This window comes from Enterococcus phoeniculicola ATCC BAA-412 (assembly GCF_000407505.1).
Lineage (GTDB): Bacteria > Bacillota > Bacilli > Lactobacillales > Enterococcaceae > Enterococcus_K > Enterococcus_K phoeniculicola.
The window spans coordinates 810615-832166 of record NZ_ASWE01000002.1 but is presented as its reverse complement, the minus strand read 5'-3'; the positions used below and the strand labels follow the sequence as shown (position 1 = coordinate 832166).

Sequence of the window (21552 nt, the reverse complement as noted above, 5' to 3'; positions counted from 1 at the left end):
CTTATTTCACCTTCTTTTCTAAAACTTTTGCTAATTTCGTCAATGCAGTGATTAAAATTAAATACATAACAGCGATAATCAGATAGACGTAGGTACTTTGTGTCGTACGTGCAACAATAATTTTTCCTGTCTGTAATAATTCTACCACACCGATTACAGAAATGATGGTTGTATCTTTTAGAGAAATAACAAATTGGTTAACAAATGATGGAATCATAATTTTTATTGCTTGAGGAAGGACGATTTTACTCATTGTTTTATTGTAGGAAAGCCCCAAGCTTCGAGAAGCTTCCATTTGACCAATCGGTACAGCATTGATCCCGCCACGAACAATCTCTGCAATATAAGCACTCGCATTTAGTGTCAGGGTAATAACGCCCGCAATAAAGTCTGGAATCGTAAAGCCAATTACATTCGGTAGTCCAAAAAAGATAAAGAATGCAAGGACCATCATCGGAATTCCTCGAATTAAATCAACATAAATTGTTGAAATCCCGCGTAAAATTTTTGAAGGTGCAACGCTAAACAAGCCGAAAACAACACCAACAATTAATGCAAGAACAAAGGAAATCAAGGCTAATACAATCGTTTTCCAAAGCCCAGTAAGAAGTCCTTTATAATTATTTTTCAAAATACCGAAGATAGTTGATTCATCAGCTTTTTCTTTTTTCGTTGAACCATCTTTCACATAGTTATTAACAATTTCATCATATTCGCCTGTACGCTTTAATTCTTTTAATCCTTCATTGAACATTTCTACCAGTTCAGGATTTTGTCCTTTTTTCACTGCAAACCCATATTTTCCACCAGTTTCACGTTCAATTGGCGTTTCCAGTTCCTGCCCTTGACTAATAGCATAGCCAATCACTGGATAATCATCCATCATAGCATCAATTGCTCCAGTTTTTAAGCCTTCATACAGTTGATCAGCTGCATCAAAATATTTGATAGAATAGCCATATTCTTCTTCGTGATCTGCTAAGAAGTCAGCACTCTCGGTTCCGACTTTTGCCCCAACAGTTTTTCCTTTTAAATCTTCATAAGAATGGATAGAATCGTTCCCTTTTTTTACAGCAATCTGAATACCACTTTGGAAATAGGGATCAGAAAAATCAAAGTTTTTTTCTCGTTCGTCTGTAATCGTCATTCCAGCAATCATACCATCTGCTTGTCCGGCGTCTAATGACTGAACAGCAGAGGAGAAGCCGATGAAATTGAATTTTACATTGAATCCTTGTAATTCGGCAATTCGGTTAACTAAGTCAACGTCAATTCCTTTGTACTTGCCATCGGAATCTTTAAACTCAAATGGTGCAAAAGCAGAGTCACTGGCAATGACGTACAAATCTTTTTTTGGTTCAATTTTTTTCATTTTATCCGTAGACGTTTCGTTAGATCCGCTAGAGATATAAGTAGAAACAATTTCTTCATAGCGGCCACTGTCTTTTAATTTTTTCAGACCCGCATTGAATTTTGCCAACAGTTCTTTATTTTGTCCTTTTTTTACTGCAAAACCATAGGCACTGCCAGATTGAGGCTCGCCAACCAGTTTTAGTTTTTGTCCTTGATTGATTGCATAGCCTAACACGGGATAATCATCAAAAATAGCTTGTACCGTATTACTGTTAATTGCACTATATAAAGCATCTGCTGCATCAAAAGACTTGATTGTATAGCCGTATTTTTCTTGGTTTTCTTCTAAAAAAGCAGCGCTTTGTGTTCCAACCTTAGCCGCAACGGTTTGTCCTTTTAAGTCATTAAATCCTGAAATTTTATTATTATCTGAGGCAACTGCCATTTGAATCCCACTATCGAAGTAAGGATCAGAAAAATCAAACGTTTCTTTTCTTTCTTCGGTAATACTCATGCCGGCAATCATTGCATCTAGCTGGTTTGCTTGGACCCCTTGGACAGAGCTGTCAAAACCAACAGGCTTTAAATTGAATTTGAAATTTTGATCTTTGGCAATTTCGGTTAATAAGTCAATATCAATTCCTGTGTATTCACCATCTGTATTTTGGAACTCAAATGGTGCAAACGTTGAATCTGTTCCAATCGTATATGTTTTTTCGTCAGCGTGGGCAGTATATCCTAAAGTAACAGTTAAAATACTTGCCATTGCTAAAATTAATGAGAGAAAAATATTTCTTCTTTTCATAAATTATCCTCCTATTTTCTCAATATCTTATAAATTATATGCTAAATCATAACTATTACACAAGATTTTCGCAAGCAAAAACAGAAAAAAATGAAAAAATGTCACATCTTATGTAAGGAAATCTGACATGAGTTTGAAAAAGAGAAATACAAAAAGATAGCGAAAGTATGTTCGGTGTGGTATAATTTTTTCAGTATGGAAAATGACTATTTTACTATGGTTTTTGCTGTTATTTTTCGCAAAGATAATTTAACTTGAGGAGGAGAAGACATGATTGAAAGAGATACTTCTCATACTTTCGAACTTGTTTCAAAGTATCAACCTGCAGGAGACCAGCCAGAAGCCATTCGTCAGTTAGTTGATGGAGTGGTGGAAGGAAAGAAGGCTCAAATACTCTTGGGAGCGACTGGGACAGGAAAAACCTATACCATTTCAAACCTAATAAAAGAAGTGAACAAGCCAACATTAATTATTGCTCACAATAAGACATTGGCTGGGCAGCTTTATGGAGAATTCAAGGAATTTTTTCCAAATAATGCAGTTGAATACTTTGTTTCTTACTATGATTACTATCAACCAGAAGCATATGTTCCTTCAAGTGATACTTATATTGAAAAAGATTCGAGTATTAATGATGAAATTGATAAACTTCGACATTCAGCAACCAGCTCTCTGCTTGAAAGAAATGACGTGATTGTTGTCGCTTCCGTATCCTGTATTTTTGGCTTGGGATCACCTAAAGAATACAGTGAGCAGGTTGTTTCTATTCGAGTAGGTATGGAGATGGATCGCAGTCAGCTGTTAAAAAAACTTGTTGATATCCAATTTGAAAGAAATGATATTGACTTTCAACGTGGACGGTTCCGTGTGCGAGGAGATGTTGTAGAAATCTTCCCTGCTTCAAGAGATGAACGCGCTTTGCGAGTAGAGTTTTTTGGCGATGAAGTAGAACGGATTCGTGAAGTGGATGCTCTTACAGGTGAGGTTGTAGGAGAGACGGAACATGTAGCAATTTTCCCAGCGACTCACTTTGTCACAAATGAGGAACATATGGAGCATGCTATCAATAATATACGTCAGGAATTGGCAGATCGACTTAAGGTTTTGAGAGAGGATAATAAACTTTTGGAAGCCCAACGTCTTGAACAACGAACAAATTATGACATTGAAATGATGATGGAGATGGGCTATACCTCAGGAATTGAAAACTATTCAAGACATATGGATGGCCGAAAAGAAGGTGAGCCTCCATATACATTGATTGATTTCTTCCCAGATGATTTTCTACTTGTTGTTGATGAATCCCACGTAACGATGCCTCAAGTAAGAGGAATGTATAACGGAGATAGAGCGAGAAAACAAATGCTGGTGGATTATGGGTTCCGTTTGCCATCAGCGCTAGATAATCGTCCGCTTCGCTTGGAAGAATTTGAAGAGCACGTTCATCAGATTGTCTATGTATCTGCGACACCGGGTCCTTATGAAGCTGAGCAAACAGATACGGTTGTACAGCAGATTATTCGTCCGACCGGTTTACTTGATCCTGTCATTGAAGTCCGTCCTATCATGGGGCAAATCGATGATTTAGTTGGAGAAATCAATGATCGGGTTGAAAAGAATCAGCGTGTATTTGTTACTACGTTAACGAAAAAAATGTCAGAGGACTTGACGGATTACTTTAAAGAGTTGGGCATCAAAGTGAAGTATCTTCATAGCGATATAAAAACCCTTGAACGAACAGAAATTATTCGAGATTTACGACTTGGGGAGTTTGATGTACTTGTTGGAATCAACTTACTTAGAGAAGGACTTGATGTTCCAGAAGTTTCTCTAGTTGCTATTTTAGACGCAGATAAAGAAGGATTCCTAAGAAGTGAGCGTTCATTAGTACAGACAATTGGACGAGCGGCAAGAAATTCTGAAGGAAAAGTTATCATGTATGCAGATAAGATGACGGATTCTATGCAAAAAGCTATTGACGAGACTGCCAGAAGACGTCAAGTTCAAGAGGCCTATAATGAAGAACATGGGATTGTACCGAAAACAATCATTAAAGAAATTCGCGAGTTAATCTCCATTACAAAAACTGCTGATAATTCAGAAGATGAAAAAATTACAGTATCTTATGATGAATTAAGTAAAGCAGAAAAAGAAACTTTACTATTGAAACTAGAAAAAGAAATGAAAGATGCAGCCAAAGCGTTAGACTTTGAGACAGCAGCAACGCTTAGAGATACCATTCTTGAGTTAAAGGCATCGGAATAGGAGAAAACAATGGCAAACGATAAAATAGTAATTCACGGTGCAAGAGCCCATAACCTAAAAAATATTGATGTGACAATTCCAAGAGACAAAATGGTTGTTGTTACCGGATTATCAGGTTCTGGGAAAAGCTCTCTTGCTTTTGATACGCTGTATGCAGAAGGACAAAGACGATATGTTGAGAGTTTATCTGCTTATGCAAGACAGTTTTTAGGTCAGATGGATAAACCTGATGTTGATAGTATTGATGGGTTAAGTCCAGCCATATCAATTGATCAAAAAACAACTAGTAAAAATCCCCGTTCGACAGTCGGAACGGTCACAGAAATCAATGATTATCTACGTTTGCTCTATGCGCGTGTAGGGCATCCTATTTGTCCAAACGATCATATAGAAATTACCAGTCAGTCTGTAGAACAGATGGTCGATAAAGTACTTGAGTTAGAGGATCGTACAAAGATACAAATTCTAGCTCCGGTCGTATCCAAGAAAAAAGGACAACATAAAAAAGTATTTGAAATGATTCAAAGAGAAGGGTATGTTCGTATTCGCGTGGACGGAGAAACCTATGATATCTCTGAAGCACCTGAGTTGGAAAAAAATAAAAAACACGATATTGCCATTGTGGTTGATCGAATCGTAGTCAAAGAGGGAATTCGTTCTCGTTTATTTGACTCGTTTGAAGCTGCATTACGATTGGCTGAAGGCTATGCGATTGTGGATGTAATTGGTAAAGAAGAAATGCTATTTAGTGAGCACTATGCGTGTCCCTACTGTGGGTTTACGGTGGGGGAACTGGAGCCGCGATTATTTTCATTCAACGCACCTTTTGGGGCTTGTTCAGAATGTGATGGCTTAGGGGTGAAGCTAGAAGTTGATAAAGATTTAGTGATTCCAGATGGAAGTAAAACCTTACGTGAGGGAGCGATTACACCTTGGAATCCAATCAGTTCACAATACTATCCTCAAATGTTAGAACAAGCCGCAGAAAGTTTTAATATTGATATGGATACGCCGTTTGACGAACTTCCTGAAGAACATCAAGAGATTATTTTAAATGGTTCAAATGGTGAGCCTTTCCATTTCCATTATGAAAATGATTTTGGCGGTGTAAGAGATGTGGAAGTTGCATTTGAAGGTGTATTGAAAAATATTGACCGCCGATACCATGAAACAAATAGTGACTTTACAAGAGAACAAATGCGCTTGTACATGACGGAGTTAACGTGTCAGTCTTGTAAAGGGTATCGCTTGAATCCACAAGCATTATCTGTTCAAGTAAATGGAACAAACATTGGTCAGGTCAGTGAATTAGCAATCAAAAATGCTGTTCATTTTTTTGAAGAAGTAAAATTATCTGAACAGGAAACGATGATTGCACGTCCCATTTTAAAAGAAGTCAATGACCGGTTAACCTTCTTAGAAAATGTTGGGTTAGATTATCTGACATTGAGTAGAGCATCGGGAACATTGTCTGGTGGAGAAGCACAAAGAATCCGGTTGGCAACCCAGATTGGCTCCAATCTTTCTGGTGTCCTCTATATACTAGATGAGCCCTCTATCGGGTTACACCAAAGAGACAATGACCGGTTGATTGAATCATTGAAAAAAATGCGTGATTTAGGAAATACCTTGATTGTTGTAGAGCATGATGAAGATACTATGCGTGCCGCGGACTATCTGATTGATGTCGGTCCCGGAGCTGGACATCAGGGAGGCGAAATCGTTGCTGCTGGCACACCAAAGCAAGTAGAAAAAAATAAGAAATCGTTAACTGGACAATATCTTTCAGGTAAAAAAGTAATTCCTGTTCCAGCAGAGCGAAGAAAAGGAAACGGACAAAAAATAAAAATTACTGGTGCTGCAGAAAATAATTTGAAAAATGTCACTGCTGAGTTTCCTTTGGGTGAATTTGTCGCAGTTACTGGAGTATCTGGTTCTGGAAAGAGCACGCTAGTCAATCAAATTTTGAAAAAAGGATTGGCGCAAAAGATTAATCGAAATTCAAATAAGCCGGGCAAACATAAGACGTTAACTGGCTATAAGCACATTGAAAAAATAATTGATATTGACCAAAGTCCAATCGGACGTACACCACGAAGTAATCCAGCAACGTATACAAGTGTATTTGATGACATTCGTGATTTATTTGCAAAAACAAACGAAGCTAAAATACGCGGCTACAAAAAGGGGCGCTTTAGTTTTAACGTGAAGGGCGGTCGTTGTGAGGCTTGTCGCGGCGATGGGATTATTAAAATTGAAATGCATTTCTTACCAGACGTCTATGTTCCTTGTGAGGTTTGTCATGGAAAACGATATAATTCTGAAACGCTGGAGGTTCACTATAAAGGAAAAAATATTGCGGATATTTTGGATATGACTGTTGAAGATGCTGTAGAATTTTTCAAATCAATTCCAAAAATCCATCGGAAACTGCAAACAATCGTAGACGTTGGTCTAGGATACGTTACGTTAGGTCAACCTGCGACAACGTTATCTGGTGGTGAAGCGCAGCGTATGAAGCTAGCAAGTGAACTTCACAAAAATTCAAATGGGAAAAATTTCTATATATTGGATGAACCAACTACTGGATTGCATACAGACGATATTGCACGTCTTTTAGTCGTTCTTGAACGTCTAGTTGATGCAGGAAATACAGTCTTAGTGATTGAACATAATTTAGATGTGATAAAATCAGCTGATCATGTCATTGATTTAGGTCCAGAAGGCGGCGATGGTGGAGGAACAATTATTGCAACTGGCACGCCAGAAGAAATTGCTGCAGTTCCTGAGAGTTATACAGGTTTCTACCTAAAAAAAGTTTTAAAATAATGGTCTGTTTTTCTAGAAATTGATTTTTCTTATGGATAAGTTATTAAAAAAGTTTAAAAAGCTTGTAAAATGGCTTGTCTTTGCTTTTAATATCTTATATTATTTAATTATGGTTGAATCTACTACTAAATTGGTATAGACAAAAACAGCCTATAAGTGAAATCCGTTCAAAAAAGAAATGAGCAATCTAAGGTCTTCCCTTTGATTGCTTTTTTCTTTATGGTATGATAATCCTGTTGTAAATTTTATTGAAGTGATAGATAAATGAAAGAACGATTGAGAACAATCAGAAATTTTGAATAAAAGAGAGCGTGTTTATATGAGTAATCAACAAGAGTTTGTGCCAATTTTATTAGGAAGCGATATGAATGTGTATGGGATGGCACGTTCATTTAATGAAGCCTATGGAAAGGTTTGTCAGGCGTATGCCTCTGATCAGTTGGCGCCAACAAAATACAGTAATATTGTAAATGTAGAGGTTATTCCCGGATTTGATAAAGATCCAGTCTTTATCGAAGAGATGAGAAAACTGATGAATGAAAAATATACAGATTCATCTAAAGTCTATTTGCTGATTGCTTGTGGGGATGGCTATGCAGAACTTATTTCTCAACACAAGGAAGAATTGTCTAAAACGTTTGTTTGCCCATATATTGATTATGAATTATTTGAACGTTTAGTGAACAAAGTAAGTTTTTACGAGGTCTGTGAAGAATATGACTTACCTTATCCAAAAACACTAATTATCCGTGAAGAGATGGTCATAAATGGTCAGTTAGCAACAGAGCTTCCATTTAATTTTCCAGTAGCCTTAAAACCAGCAAATAGTGTGGAATACCTGTCTGTAGATTTTGAAGGACGAAAAAAAGCATTTATTATAGATAATCTAACAGAGTTTAACTCTGTTATAAATAAAATTTATTCTGCAGGCTACACAAGCGAATTAATCGCACAAGATTTCATTCCAGGCGATGATAGTAATATGAGAGTTTTGAATGCTTATGTTGATGCTGAGCATAATGTTCGTATGATGTGTTTAGGTCATCCATTACTAGAAGATCCTACGCCGGCTTCAATTGGAAATTATGTGGTTATTATGCCAGATTATAATGAAAAGATTTATCAAACAATTAAAGAGTTTTTAGAAAAAATTGATTATACTGGGTTTGCTAATTTCGATATGAAATACGATGTGCGAGATGGTGAATATAAATTATTTGAAATTAATTTGAGACAAGGGCGTAGTAGCTTCTTTGTGACATTAAATGGGTTAAACTTAGCGCGTTTTGTTACAGAAGATCGTGTATTCAAGCAACCATTTACAGAAACGATTTATGGAAGTAATGCTTCTGAGAAAGCAAAATTATGGATGGGTGTGCCAAAAAAAGTCTTTTTAACTTATGCACGAGACAATCAAGACAAGGAAATCGCCAAACAGATGATAAAAGAAGGGCGTTGGGGAACAACTGTCTTTTATCAAAAAGAACGCTCTCTGAAACGTTGGCTATTAATGAAATATATGTTCCACAATTATATCGCACGCTTTAAAACCCATTTTAATGTGAAAGAAGGGTAATCTATGGAAAGTTTTTTTAGTATCTTAGGTGGTATGGGCACAATGGCAACTGAGAGTTTTGTCCGTTTACTTAATCATCGGACTGTTGCACATAAAGATCAGGATTATCTAAACTATGTCTTATTTAATCATGCAACTGTTCCTGATAGAACGGCTTATATTCTTGACCAGACTAATGAAAATCCAATTCCATTTTTGCTGGATGATATTGAAAAACAAAATTTGTTAAAACCTGAGTTCATCGTTTTAACTTGTAACACGGCTCATTACTTTTTTGACGAGCTTCAGCAGGCAACGGATATCCCTATGCTTCACATGCCAAGAGAAGCTGCCAAGGAATTAAAAAAACAAATGCCGAATGGTAAGGTAGCTTTTTTAGGAACTGAAGGAAGTGTGAAAGCAGGTGTCTACGAAAAAGAACTTCGTACATTTGGTTTCGATGTCTTTATTCCTGAAAAAATATTGCAAGAAAAAATCAATCATTTAATTTATCATGACATTAAAGAAAATGATTTTTTGAATCAAGAACTCTATTATGAAATTTTGGATGAGGTAACAAAAAAATATGGCTGTGAAAAAGTAGTCTTAGGCTGTACCGAGCTTTCGTTGATTCAGGAATTCACAACGGATAATCCGTATCCTGTGATTGATGCACAGTCCATATTAGCTGATCGAACGATTGAAAAAGCGTTAGAGTTACGCAAATAAGGTGAATCGAGTTACTCAAAGTAAAAGTTTATGAAAGACTGAAGTAGTTGATAGTCAAAAATAAAGAGGACGGAACAGAAGTGTTCAGCTCCGTCCCCATTTTTTCAATGACTAATTAAGCTTCTGTCTTTTTCTTTTATGCCTACTTTTTTAGAGAAAACAGCAGCAGACTGAAGTTTATTATAGTAGAAAACAAAAGAAATAGGTAAGATAGATGGCAATGACACGCCCGGAATGATATAATGTTGTTGTCCAATAGATAGGAGTGAATAGTTATGGTAGATAACTTACAATTAGTGATTATTACAGGAATGAGTGGTGCTGGGAAGACAGTTGCTATTCAAAGTTTTGAAGATATGGGTTATTTTTGTGTAGACAATATGCCGCCAAGCTTGATCCCTAAGTTTTGGGAGTTAATCAAAGAGTCGGGAAAAGTGACTAAAATTGCTTTAGTGGTGGATTTACGTTCGCGCTCATTTTTTGAAGAAATTCAATCGATGTTAATTGAAATTGAAAATACAGATTTTATTGATACCTCTGTACTATTTTTAGACGCATCAGATTCTGAGCTTGTGTCTCGCTACAAAGAAACACGACGTACTCATCCAATGGCTATGGATGGGTTAGTAACCGAAGGAATTCGAAAAGAGCGGGCGATTTTAAACGATATTAAATCACAGGCATCTATTGTGATTGATACAACAGAGTTAAGTCCGAGAGTTCTTCGTGAAAAAATTAATCATGAATTTAAATCTAAGAATGATGTTGGCTTTCGTATTGAGATGGTTTCCTTTGGATTTAAATATGGACTGCCTATTGATGCAGATTTAGTAATGGATGTTCGTTTTCTGCCAAATCCGCACTACATTCCAGAACTTCGTCCGTTAACAGGACAGAACTCTGAAGTATATGATTACGTCATGTCTTTTCCGGAAACTGAGGAGTTTTATACAAAGTTTGTTGATTTGCTGCAAAGTATTTTACCAGGATACGTAAAAGAAGGGAAAAGTAGTTTAACCATTGCTATTGGTTGTACAGGTGGTCAGCATCGCTCCGTGGCACTTACTGAACGTATTGCAAAATTTCTAATGGAAAACTATAAAGTTAATATGACTCATCGAGACAAAGATAAACGCAAAGAGACGGTAAATCGCTCATGAAGATGAAAACATACCGTATTAGAAAACCAAAAATTGTTGTAGTAGGCGGCGGAACAGGTCTACCTGTTATTTTAAAAAGCTTACGAAATCAGGGAGCAGATATTACAGCGGTTGTTACTGTGGCCGATGACGGAGGAAGCAGCGGAGAAATACGAGATACAATTGATATGGCTCCTCCTGGAGATATGCGAAATGTATTAGTTGCTTTGTCTGACATGCCACAGCTTTATGAAGACATTTTTCAATACCGATTTGATGCGGAGGATAGTTTTTTAGCAAATCATGCGATAGGAAACTTGATTATTGCTGCTGTTTCAGAGATGAGGGGAAGTACCTATGATGCTATTCAGCTGTTATCCAAAATGATGCATGTTGATGGACATATTTACCCCTCTTCTGAACAACCCCTCGTTTTACATGCAGTATTTAAGGATGGAACCTCAGCAGTAGGAGAATCGAAAATTGCCATCGATCGAAAAACAATCGATCATGTGTTTGTTCGAAATGTGGAAGGTGATGACACACCAACCGCTGCACGAAAAGTTGTAGCTAGCATCATGGACGCTGACATGGTTGTATTAGGACCAGGAAGCTTGTTTACCAGCATCCTTCCTAATTTGGTTATCCCGGAAATAGGCGAAGCTTTGGTGAGTACGAAAGCAGAAGTTGTTTATATCTGCAATATTATGACTCAAAAGGGAGAAACTGAGCATTTTACAGATGCCGATCACGTTCGTGTATTAAATAATCATTTAAAAAATCAATTTATAGATACTGTATTAGTAAATACAGAAAAAGTCCCTGATGACTATATGGATCCAGAAATCTATGATGAATACCTTGTTCAAGTAAAACATGATTTTAATGGATTACGAGAAGAGGGCTGCCGAGTGGTGTCAACTGACTTTTTAGAGCTAAGAGACGGCGGTGTATTCCACGATGGAACAAAAGTAGTGGAGGAACTTTTCCGAATCGTATTTGGTGCAAAAGTTTAATTCAGTGAAAAAAGAAGGGAGGAGAATAGATTGTCATTTGCAGCAGAGGTAAAAAAAGAGTTGACTGGTTTAGAGGTTCATCGCGAGCACGCAAAAGCTGAACTAGCGGCGCTTATTCGGATGAATGGCTCACTTAGCTTATCCAATCATCAATTTATCTTGAATGTCCAAACGGAAAATGCGGCGATTGCCAGACGTATCTATTCTCTTTTAAAAGATCATTATGACGTACGCAGTGAGCTGCTTGTACGAAAAAAAATGAAATTAAAAAAGAATAATGTCTATATCGTTCGACTAAAGCAAGATACCGAACGCATTTTGTTGGATTTAGATATAATGGATGGTTTGATGTTTAATAGTCATGTCTCAGATGAAATTTTGGGGAATGCACAGAAAATGCGTTCATACTTACGTGGGGCGTTTATGGCTTCAGGGTCAGTAAATAATCCAGAAACAAGCCGATATCATTTGGAAATTTTTTCTTTATATGAAGAACATAATCAGGATGTCTGTGATATGTTAAACTATTATGATTTGAATGCGCGAACACTTGAAAGACGAAATGGCTATATCTGTTATCTGAAAGGAGCAGAAAAAATTGCGGATTTCCTCACATTGATTGGCGCGACAAACTCAATGCTGAGATTTGAAGATGTGCGAATTGTTCGTGATATGAGGAATTCTGTGAATCGATTAGTCAATTGCGAGACAGCAAATCTGAATAAAACAATCGATGCTGCATCAAAGCAGATTGAAAATATCCAATACATTGAAAATACAGTAGGTTTACAAGCATTGCCAGAAAAACTTCAAGAAATTGCAGAACTGCGTTTGGAACATCCTGAGGTTAGTTTGAAAGAACTTGGCGAGATGATTCCTTCAGGAGCAATTTCAAAATCAGGAATCAATCATCGAATCCGTAAAATAAATGAATTTTCGGATAATCTAAGAAATAGATAGAAGACAGATGTATCAATAAAACTAATAAAAAACGAGCGGATACGTAGAAGTTACTTCAACGATCCGCTCGTTTTTTTACTAGTTTATGAATAAATTTTTATGGCTGCTTTTATGGTATTAGCCGATAATTTCTTTTAACTCATCTTTGGAAATTGATTCGTCAAAAATATGGTTATCTACGATGACAGTTGGTACAAACTGAATATTAGCAGCATTTGCTTCAGCAATAATTGAATCGGTTACTGATTGATCAAATTGTTCTGTAAGATTAAGAGTTTCTTTTGCATATACTGCAACTTCTTCTAATGAAAGATTCCCCCACTCATCCTGTGTATCAAAGATTTTCTTTAACTCCTGTAATGCCTTTGCGCCATCTGTTTGGGTAATGTGATGCTGCATAACATTTCCTCGCTGCAGGCTTTCTTTTTCCTTATCGAAAAATTTAATGATACGTTGTATTTTCCCTTCAGAGACAGCTTCAAAGAGTACATCGTAAGACTCTTCAAACCATTTACGACAGTAAGGGCAACGAACGTTAATAAATTCTACCATCTTTTTAGGTGCCTCATCTGCGCCTATTTTTAACCCAGTCTGAGTATTTGTTTGATTTGCTTTAATAATAGATATATCCATCAAAATTCCTCCTTTTTATCTAGTGTACCGAATTTTTTAAAGAAATGGAATCTTTTTAGCTTACAGAGATTCACAAAAAAAGGAGCGGATTTATAAGAATATATAGGACTATGTGAAAAAATTATCCAATAATCTCTTTAAAATAAAAAAATATCAGTTATAATGGAATGGAACGATTTGACTCAAATCAATTAAGAGGATGATGATACATGCGCAAAATGAAAACAATGGATGGAAATACTGCGGCAGCTTATATTTCCTATGCCTTTACTGAATTAGCTGCAATTTACCCAATTACACCAAGTTCAACAATGGCTGAGCTAGTGGATCAATGGTCTGCCGAAGGAAAAAAGAATATTTTTGGTCAGCCTGTAAAAATTGTTGAAATGCAATCAGAAGCAGGAGCTGCCGGTGTTGTCCATGGCTCTTTGAAAACGGGTGCGTTAACAACTACGTATACCGCTTCACAAGGATTGTTATTGATGATTCCCAATATGTATAAAATTGCTGGTGAACTGCTTCCTGGTGTGTTTCATGTAGCCAGTCGTGCGGTAACGACTAATGCTTTAAATATTTTTGGAGATCACGGAGACGTGATGGCTGCTCGTCAAACTGGATTTGCAATGCTCCAAGAAAGTAGTGTTCAAGAAGTAATGGATTTAGCACCTGTTGCACACTTAGCAGCTATTGAATCTGGTATTCCATTTTTAAACTTTTTTGATGGATTTCGAACAAGTCATGAAATTCAAAAAATTGAAGTATTAGACTATGAGGAATTAGCACCTTTAATGAATCAGGAAAAGTTAGCAGAATTTCGTGCAAAAAGTATGAATCCTAACCATCCATCGGTTAGTGGAACCAATCAAAATCCAGATATTCATTTCCAACAAAGAGAAACCATTAATACACATTACGAAGAATTGCCTAAAATTGTACAAAAATATATGGGCAAAATAAATGAGTTGAGAGGAACAGCATACGATCTAGTCACCTATTACGGAGCAGAAGACGCAGAAGAAATTATCGTTTCGATGGGATCTGTAGCACCAACCATTGAACAGACCATTGATCATTTATTAATTGAAGGAAGAAAAGTCGGCTTTTTAAACATTCATTTATATCGCCCCTTCCCAATTGAGACATTTTTAGAAAAATTACCGGAAACAGTGAAAAGTATTGCTGTCTTAGACCGGAGTAAGGAACCTGGCGCTGGAGGGGAACCGTTGTTATTGGATGTTCAAAGTGCAGTCTACGATACAGAAATTCATCCACTAATTATTGGTGGACGTTATGGACTCGGTTCAAAAGACGTCGTTCCAAATCAAATTGTCGCAGTTTACGATGAATTAAAAAAATCAAGAAGTGAAGTAAAACGTCGATTTACAATTGGAATTGTTGATGATGTTACAAATATGTCGCTTGATTTGGGTCCTTCCTTAGACCTAACCAATAAACAAACCTATCAAGCTAAATTCTGGGGCTTTGGTTCTGATGGAACTGTCGGAGCGAATAAATCAGCGATTAAAATAATTGGGGATCATACGAAGAAATATGCACAAGGGTATTTCTATTATGATTCAAAAAAATCTGGCGGATTAACAGTGTCTCATTTACGTTTTGGAGAAACACCGATTCGTTCAACGTATTTGATTGAGCATGCTGATTTTATCGCCTGTCACACACCTGCCTATATTCATAATTACGATCTTGTCAAAGGGCTAAAGAAGGGCGGTACATTTCTATTAAATACTGTTTGGGATGATGAACAATTAAATCGTCACCTTCCCAATAAATTGAAACGCTACATTGCAGAAAATGAGATTCAATTTTACACAATTAATGCTGTTAAACTTGCGCAAGAAGTTGGGTTAGGTGGTCGAATCAACACAGCAATGGAGACTGCCTTTTTCAAATTGGCGAATATCATTCCTTTTGATGATGTGTTACCTATTTTGAAAGAGGAAGCGTTGAAGAGCTATAAAAAGAAATCAATGGCAATTGTGGAAAAAAATGTACAAGCAATTGACCGTACCGTTGAGTTATTACACAAAGTAGACATTCCTGCTGAGTGGTTCACTGTATCTCTTGAAGAAAGACAGTCAGCTAGAGAAAAATCTGCTTATATTACACAGATTTTAGAACCTGTAAATGCACAAGAAGGAAATGAGCTTTCTGTAGGAACCTTAGTCGCAAATGATATGACTGACGGACGGATGCCGTTAGGAACTGCTGCTGTTGAAAAACGAGGAGTTGCCTTAGAGGTTCCTGAGTGGATTAGTGATCGCTGTACCATGTGTAACGAATGTGCATTTGTTTGTCCTCATGCGGCCATTCGTCCTTTCCTAGCTGACGAAGAAGAGCTAGAAGAGGCACCAGAAGGATTCATTGTTCGTGAGATGAGAGGCGCAGATGGACTGAAATACCGTATTCAAGTCTCTGTGGAAGATTGTACAGGCTGTGGACTTTGTGTAGAGGCCTGTCCAGCAAAAGGGAAAGCATTAGTCATGAAGCCTTATGAGGAATCAAAAGAGCAAGCAATGAATTGGGCGTTTGCAATGACTTTGCGACAAAAAGAAAACCCAGTGAAAAAGAATACAGTTTTAGGAACACAATTTAATAAACCGTTATTAGAGTTTTCTGGCGCATGTGCGGGATGTGGGGAAACACCTTATGTAAAACTATTAACCCAAATGTATGGGGACAGAATGATGATTGCAAATGCTACAGGTTGTTCATCTATCTGGGGCGGAGCGGCTCCTGCTTCTCCTTACACAACCAACGAAAGTGGACAAGGCCCTGCATGGTCGAATTCTTTATTGGAGGACAATGCAGAATATGGCTATGGAATGTTTTTAGCCTCACAGACACGAAGAGAACATTTAGCCGAAATGATGCTGCATATCTTGCCGAATGTATCTGACAGTCTCAAAGAATTGATGAATGACTGGATACTTCATATGAATGAAAGCGAAGGTACACAGCAAAGAGCGGCAAAATTAACTGCTGCTTTGATAGAGGAAAGACAAGAAAATCCTAATCTAGAAGAAATTCTTGGAGCGAGTGATTTATTTGTTAAACCTAGTCAGTGGATGATTGGCGGAGATGGCTGGGCATATGATATTGGCTACGGAGGAATTGACCATGTGCTAGCAAGTGGAGCAGACGTGAATTTACTTGTGCTAGATAATGAAGTCTATTCAAATACAGGTGGACAAGTGTCTAAAGCAACGCCAGCTTCTGCTATTGCAAAATTTTCTGCTAGTGGGAAGTATGCCTCCAAGAAAGATTTAGGCATGATGGCGATGACTTACGGGAATGTTTATGTTGCTCAAATTGCCTCAGGGGCAAATCAAATGCAAACCATTAAAGCATTAGAGGAAGCAGAAAAATTCCCTGGACCATCAATTGTGATTGCTTACACGCCATGTATTACTCATGGACTTTTAGGCGGGATGAGCCAAACGCTAAAAGAGGCTAAAGAGGCAGTTGAATCAGGCTATTGGTCATTATACCGATATAATCCTGAGTTAAGAGAACAAGGGAAGAACCCGATGACATTGGATTATAAGAAACCAGACTTTTCATTAATGCCCAATTTCATGAGACAACAAGTTCGTTTTTCTTCTTTGGAGTCAACACAGCCAGAGCATGCTGAAAAATTATTTGAAAAGACAGTAAACGACGCAAAAACCCGATTTTATAATTATGCCCGTTTATCAGGTCAAGAAGAAAAGATACGTGAGAAACTAGAAGGAAAGTCGGAAGAGTCTCTTCAAAAACCGGCGCGTGTAAAAAAAGAGCGGGTAGTTGATCCTGAAGCTGAAGCAAGAAGAGCAGCAAAACGTGCGGAACGCGCAGCGAAACGAAAGAACTAATGCTCTAACAATAATGAGGCTCGACTTAAAAGTTGTACGCAAATTAATTAACCAACTGGCTGGTATGAATTCGATATTAATCGGACTCATACCAGTCAATTTTGTTTTTATGCAGTGATGATTATAATAATGGATAGATGTTGTAACAGCTTGTCTTAATTCTTAAAGAGTAGAAAAACAGTGGACGTAATACATCTTTTATCTTATTAATCCAAAGAAATTTTCATTAAAGCGTTGTCTAAACAGTTTCCTTTTTGAGGCATGCTTTGGACTATTCTTGTCTTTCTTAATTCTCTGACATACTACTGATTTTTTGGTAATATCAACCTTGATTGAATTAAAGGATTACTCGATTGTTTGATTCATCGCTTGCTTCAATCACTTATTTAGAGGAGAACAAGCAATCCAGTGTAGCGTTTTTGCTAAAATTAATAGGGAATAATTTCCCCGTCTAAAAATGAATAAGGGAGCTGATAGGTATTCCCTCAGAATTCCGCTCATTATAGTGGCGTTCTAAAATATCTGTAAAGAGTTTCTGCTTTAGAATCGAGCTGAAAAAACACTCTACCTTATTTTTTTTGCTAAGGCTCGTTCACACGGAGGAGCTTCTAAGTAGTCTTGTACTATCTTCACTTTGAATTCTACTTTATAATAATTCATAATCAATATCCTCCAAAACATGAAGTTACGCCTTCATATTTTAAAAGAAATTCTATAGTTTACAGAAAGTTTTCCTAAATTAAGGGAAAATTTGGTCTATCTTAATGTTAAGCTAATCAAAGCTATGCTATACTATTTAAGAAATCTCAAATAGAGAAGAGAGGCTGTCTATGTCATTTCAATTAGGAGAATTACTCAATCTCGAGTATTGGAAACAGATTTTTACCGGAAGCCTGTTTTCAGCTAATTTTTTTATAAACATTTTAGATATTCTGGTTGTCTGGTTCTTAGTTTATAAATTAATTCAATTAGTCAGAGGAACAAAAGCCGTTCAACTTTTAAAGGGCGTTGCTATGTTTATTCTGATTCAAATTCTTGCGGATGTCATTGGTTTGCATACCTTATCATGGCTGATGAGTCAGGTAATTACTTATGGGGTAATCGCAACGATTGTCATTTTTCAACCAGAAGTTCGTCGCGGACTGGAGCACTTAGGGAGAAGCTCTTTCTTCAAACCACCTAAAAAAGGGCAACGCGAAGATGAGCGAATGATTTTATCTTTTGACAAAGCAATCCAGTATATGTCTCGAAGAAAAATCGGCGCATTAATCACAATTCAACGAAATACAGGGTTGGATGAATATATAGAAACTGGGATTGCGCTTGATGCAGATATTACAGGAGAATTACTAATCAATATCTTTATTCCAAATACGCCGCTACACGATGGTGCGGTTATTGTGAAAAATGGAAAAATTGCAGTTGCCTGTGCCTATTTGCCATTGTCGGAAAGTATGCTGATTCCAAAAGAGTATGGGACAAGACACCGTGCAGCTGTGGGTGTCAGTGAAGTAAGTGACGCAGTTACGATTATTGTCTCAGAGGAAACAGGGGATGTAAGTATCACATTGAATAATGAATTAATCCCTGCGTTGACACAAGAAGAATATTTGGAAATTTTAAAACGAGAATTAGCTCCAACAGAAGATGAAAAAGAGAAAAAAAATCTTCTGCAATCTTTCCTTGATGGTATGAGCAAGGGGGATAAATAGTGGATACGAAAATGAAAAAAAGTAATGTGTTTTATGCTGTTTTAGCATTGTTGTTTAGTTTGCTTTTATTCTTTAATGTAAACGGAAAAAATCTTTCTTCTACTTCGACGACAGGGAGTGAAGGATACAGTGAAACAGCAACAAATGTAGCAATAAAACCAATCTATGATTCAGAAAAATATTACATTCATGGTTTTGAAAATAATGTAACAGTCAAGCTAAGCAGTGCAAACAAGATTCAGCTGAATGCAGAATTAAATGAAGACACTCGTAGTTTTAGCGTGGTAGCAGACTTGTCTGACTTAAAAGAGGGAACACATGAAGTTCGTCTTCGGATGCAAAATTTAAGTAGTGCAGTTTCTGCTAGTATTGATCCTGGAACAATCACAGTTACTATTGAGAAAAAAGTAACAAAGACGTTTGAAGTAGATCCTGTGGTTTCCTCATCAAATACTGGAGAAGGATTTACATTGGGAGATGTCACTGTCTCGCCAAAAGAAGTACAAATTACAACGGGTGATCAAACCTTGAAGGAAATTAAACGTGTAGTTGCAACGGTTGATCCTTCTAAAGTAGCAAAATCTGATTTCAGCGAAAAAGCCGCTATTCAGGCATTGAATAGTGCAGGAGAGCCATTAAGTATCCAATCTACTCCTGATAAGGTGACGATTGATGTAGAAGTCGTAGCACCGCAAAAAGTGGTGAGCTTGTACCCGCAACAGACAGGAAATTTGGAAAAGGGAATTGCCTATTATAACTTGACACTGAACCAAACTTTAGCTACTATTTCAGGTGCTCAAGAAAAATTAGATGGCTTGTCGAGTATTGAAATACCAGTAGATGTATCAGGTGTTTCAAAAGCAACGAAAAAGACAATTGATATTCCAATTGACTCTGGTCTGTCTATTTCACCGAAATCTGTTGAAGTAGATATTGTACCAGTTTATGAAAACGAATCAAGTACACTTGACACAACCGAAACAAAAGTGACATCCGAAACATCCACCGAATCTGAAGAGGAAAAGCAAACAACAACCTCATCAAAAAACACAGAAAATACAGAAAAAACCGATGAAACTGAGGATAAAGTAGAAAAGACTGACGGAACAAACTAGGACGAAATTAAGGAGAGAAATTGATTATGGGGAAATATTTTGGAACTGATGGTGTGCGCGGCGTAGCCAATAAAGAGCTGACACCTGAATTAGCATTTAAATTAGGACGCTGTGGAGGCTATGTCCTCAGCCAACATGAAACAGGCGAAAAAAGACCTCGTGTTCTTGTAGGAAGAGATACACGTATTTCTGGACAAATGTTAGAAGAAGCACTAATTGCTGGTCTGCTGTCTGTCGGTATTGAAGTTTTCCAGCTTGGTGTTATTTCTACACCGGGTGTTGCTTACCTAACAAGATTACAAAAAGCTTCAGCCGGCGTAATGATTTCTGCTTCTCATAATCCTGCTGAGGATAATGGAATCAAATTCTTTGGAGCGGATGGTTTTAAATTAGTCGACAGCCAAGAGCTAGAAATTGAAGCTTTGCTTGATGCTGAGGTGGATGATTTACCAAGACCTTCAGCTGAAGGTTTAGGTACTGTTGAAGAATTTCCAGAAGGGTTATTAAAATACTCTCAATTTTTAGTTCAAACAATCACTGGAGATTTGTCTGGTTTAACTGTTTGTATCGATGCTGCAAATGGAGCAACAGCAACTTCAGTAAATCGTTTATTTGCAGACTTGGAAACTGATTTTTACACGATGGGTACAAAACCTAATGGATTAAACATTAATGATGGTGTTGGATCAACACATCCTGAAAAATTAGCAGAAATGGTTGTTGAAAAAGGGGCAGATGCAGGTTTAGCCTTCGATGGCGATGGTGATCGTATCATTGCAGTCGATGAGCTTGGAAATATTGTTGATGGCGACAAAATCATGTTTATCTGTGCAAAATTCTTAGCAGAAAAAAATCGTTTAAAGAAAGACACAATTGTAACAACTGTGATGAGTAATTTGGGCTTCCACAAGGCAGTTAAAGAAATTGGTTTGAAGGATGTCATTACACAAGTTGGTGACCGTTATGTTGTGGAAGAAATGCGAAAAAATGATTATAATTTTGGCGGCGAACAATCAGGTCATATGGTATTTTTAGATTTTAATACTACTGGCGATGGTATGCTTTCTGGGATTCAGTTGCTTCATATTATGAAACAAACAGGTAAGAAACTCTCCGAATTAGCAGGAGAAGTAACTATTTATCCGCAAAAATTAGTAAATATCCGCGTGACAGATAAAAATGGCGCAATGGAGGTTCCTGCAATTAAAGCAGTTGTAGAAGAAGCCGAAAAAGAAATGAATGGCGAAGGTCGAATTTTAGTTCGTCCTTCAGGAACAGAACCCCTATTACGTGTGATGGCAGAAGCACCAACGCATGAAAAAGTAGCGTATTATGTAGAAAAGATTGCAGAGGTTGTACGTAAAGAAATTGGTGCAGAATAACAGAGAGACTTCTCGTTTTTTTAAATATTTTGTCAAACATTCATGAATGGAAAGTAACCCAGAATCAAGAGAAAAATCTCTTGGTTCTGTTTTTTTTGCTCTAAGTCAAGTAATGTGAATGAATAAAATTAGGTGCCTCTACGCAACGAAAGCTAGTTGGTTTTCGTTGCGTAGTTGTTTCGCT

The 21552-nt window shown here is 37.1% G+C and carries 13 protein-coding genes; 11 read left to right on the top strand and 2 right to left on the bottom strand.

Annotation, left to right across the window (positions count from 1 at the left end; translation table 11 throughout):
- Window position 1 precedes the first annotated feature (1 nt).
- Window positions 2–2158 (bottom strand): amino acid ABC transporter substrate-binding protein/permease, encoded by a 2157-nt coding sequence (locus I589_RS10540; protein WP_010767449.1) that lies wholly within the window; start codon window positions 2156–2158, stop codon window positions 2–4.
- A gap of 270 nt (window positions 2159–2428) precedes the next feature.
- Here I589_RS10540 and uvrB point away from each other — a divergent pair, with 270 nt between their 5' ends.
- The 7 genes from uvrB (at window position 2429) to whiA (ending at window position 12651) form a co-directional block, all read left to right on the top strand.
- Complete coding sequence (gene uvrB, locus I589_RS10535; RefSeq protein WP_010767450.1) at window positions 2429–4423, top strand: excinuclease ABC subunit UvrB; 1995 nt, start codon at window positions 2429–2431, stop codon at window positions 4421–4423.
- 9 nt (window positions 4424–4432) lie between these two features.
- The gene (uvrA, locus tag I589_RS10530; RefSeq protein ID WP_010767451.1) at window positions 4433–7252 is read left to right on the top strand and encodes an excinuclease ABC subunit UvrA; all 2820 of its coding nucleotides are present in this window, start codon (window positions 4433–4435) and stop codon (window positions 7250–7252) included.
- A gap of 319 nt (window positions 7253–7571) precedes the next feature.
- Window positions 7572–8828 carry a D-aspartate ligase gene (locus I589_RS10525; protein WP_010767452.1) on the top strand — a complete coding sequence of 419 codons (1257 nt, stop codon included), beginning with the start codon at window positions 7572–7574 and terminating at the stop codon, window positions 8826–8828.
- Between the two features lie 3 nt (window positions 8829–8831).
- On the top strand, window positions 8832–9536 hold the full coding sequence (locus tag I589_RS10520; RefSeq protein ID WP_010767453.1) for an amino acid racemase: 705 nt from the start codon (window positions 8832–8834) through the stop codon (window positions 9534–9536).
- A gap of 275 nt (window positions 9537–9811) precedes the next feature.
- Window positions 9812–10696 carry an RNase adapter RapZ gene (gene rapZ / locus I589_RS10515; protein WP_010767454.1) on the top strand — a complete coding sequence of 295 codons (885 nt, stop codon included), beginning with the start codon at window positions 9812–9814 and terminating at the stop codon, window positions 10694–10696.
- Window positions 10693–11691, top strand: coding sequence for a gluconeogenesis factor YvcK family protein (locus I589_RS10510; protein WP_010767455.1), 999 nt, complete (start codon window positions 10693–10695; stop codon window positions 11689–11691). Before rapZ ends, I589_RS10510 begins: the two co-directional genes overlap by 4 nt.
- A gap of 30 nt (window positions 11692–11721) precedes the next feature.
- A complete protein-coding gene (gene whiA / locus I589_RS10505; RefSeq protein ID WP_010767456.1) occupies window positions 11722–12651 on the top strand; it encodes a DNA-binding protein WhiA in 930 nt (309 codons plus the stop codon).
- Window positions 12652–12768: 117 nt separating this feature from the next.
- Here whiA and I589_RS10500 read toward each other — a convergent pair whose 3' ends face one another.
- Entirely contained in the window at window positions 12769–13284 is a 516-nt protein-coding gene (locus I589_RS10500) for a DsbA family protein (RefSeq protein WP_010767457.1), read from the bottom strand.
- A 209-nt stretch (window positions 13285–13493) separates the two neighbouring features.
- Between I589_RS10500 and nifJ the strand changes: the two genes are divergently transcribed.
- From nifJ to glmM, 4 genes are all read left to right on the top strand, one after another.
- Window positions 13494–17159 (top strand): pyruvate:ferredoxin (flavodoxin) oxidoreductase, encoded by a 3666-nt coding sequence (gene nifJ, locus I589_RS10495; protein WP_010767458.1) that lies wholly within the window; start codon window positions 13494–13496, stop codon window positions 17157–17159.
- A gap of 830 nt (window positions 17160–17989) precedes the next feature.
- Complete coding sequence (cdaA, locus tag I589_RS10490) at window positions 17990–18871, top strand: diadenylate cyclase CdaA (RefSeq protein ID WP_010767460.1); 882 nt, start codon at window positions 17990–17992, stop codon at window positions 18869–18871.
- Window positions 18871–19986 carry a CdaR family protein gene (locus I589_RS10485; RefSeq protein WP_010767461.1) on the top strand — a complete coding sequence of 372 codons (1116 nt, stop codon included), beginning with the start codon at window positions 18871–18873 and terminating at the stop codon, window positions 19984–19986. The genes cdaA and I589_RS10485 overlap by 1 nt, the downstream gene beginning before the upstream one ends.
- A 26-nt stretch (window positions 19987–20012) precedes the next feature.
- Window positions 20013–21368, top strand: a complete 1356-nt coding sequence (gene glmM / locus I589_RS10480; RefSeq protein ID WP_010767462.1) for a phosphoglucosamine mutase — start codon at window positions 20013–20015, stop codon at window positions 21366–21368.
- Window positions 21369–21552: the final 184 nt, after the last annotated feature.

Excerpts from the sequence above, each read along its gene's own strand:
- I589_RS10540 (WP_010767449.1), bottom strand. The coding sequence starts at position 2,158 with ATGAAAAGAAGAAATATTTTTCTCTCATTAATTTTAGCAATGGCAAGT.
- uvrB (WP_010767450.1), top strand. The coding sequence starts at position 2,429 with ATGATTGAAAGAGATACTTCTCATACTTTCGAACTTGTTTCAAAGTAT.
- uvrA (WP_010767451.1), top strand. The coding sequence starts at position 4,433 with ATGGCAAACGATAAAATAGTAATTCACGGTGCAAGAGCCCATAACCTA.
- I589_RS10525 (WP_010767452.1), top strand. The coding sequence starts at position 7,572 with ATGAGTAATCAACAAGAGTTTGTGCCAATTTTATTAGGAAGCGATATG.
- I589_RS10520 (WP_010767453.1), top strand. The coding sequence starts at position 8,832 with ATGGAAAGTTTTTTTAGTATCTTAGGTGGTATGGGCACAATGGCAACT.
- rapZ (WP_010767454.1), top strand. The coding sequence starts at position 9,812 with ATGGTAGATAACTTACAATTAGTGATTATTACAGGAATGAGTGGTGCT.
- I589_RS10510 (WP_010767455.1), top strand. The coding sequence starts at position 10,693 with ATGAAGATGAAAACATACCGTATTAGAAAACCAAAAATTGTTGTAGTA.
- I589_RS10500 (WP_010767457.1), bottom strand. The coding sequence starts at position 13,284 with ATGGATATATCTATTATTAAAGCAAATCAAACAAATACTCAGACTGGG.
- nifJ (WP_010767458.1), top strand. The coding sequence starts at position 13,494 with ATGCGCAAAATGAAAACAATGGATGGAAATACTGCGGCAGCTTATATT.
- cdaA (WP_010767460.1), top strand. The coding sequence starts at position 17,990 with ATGTCATTTCAATTAGGAGAATTACTCAATCTCGAGTATTGGAAACAG.
- glmM (WP_010767462.1), top strand. The coding sequence starts at position 20,013 with ATGGGGAAATATTTTGGAACTGATGGTGTGCGCGGCGTAGCCAATAAA.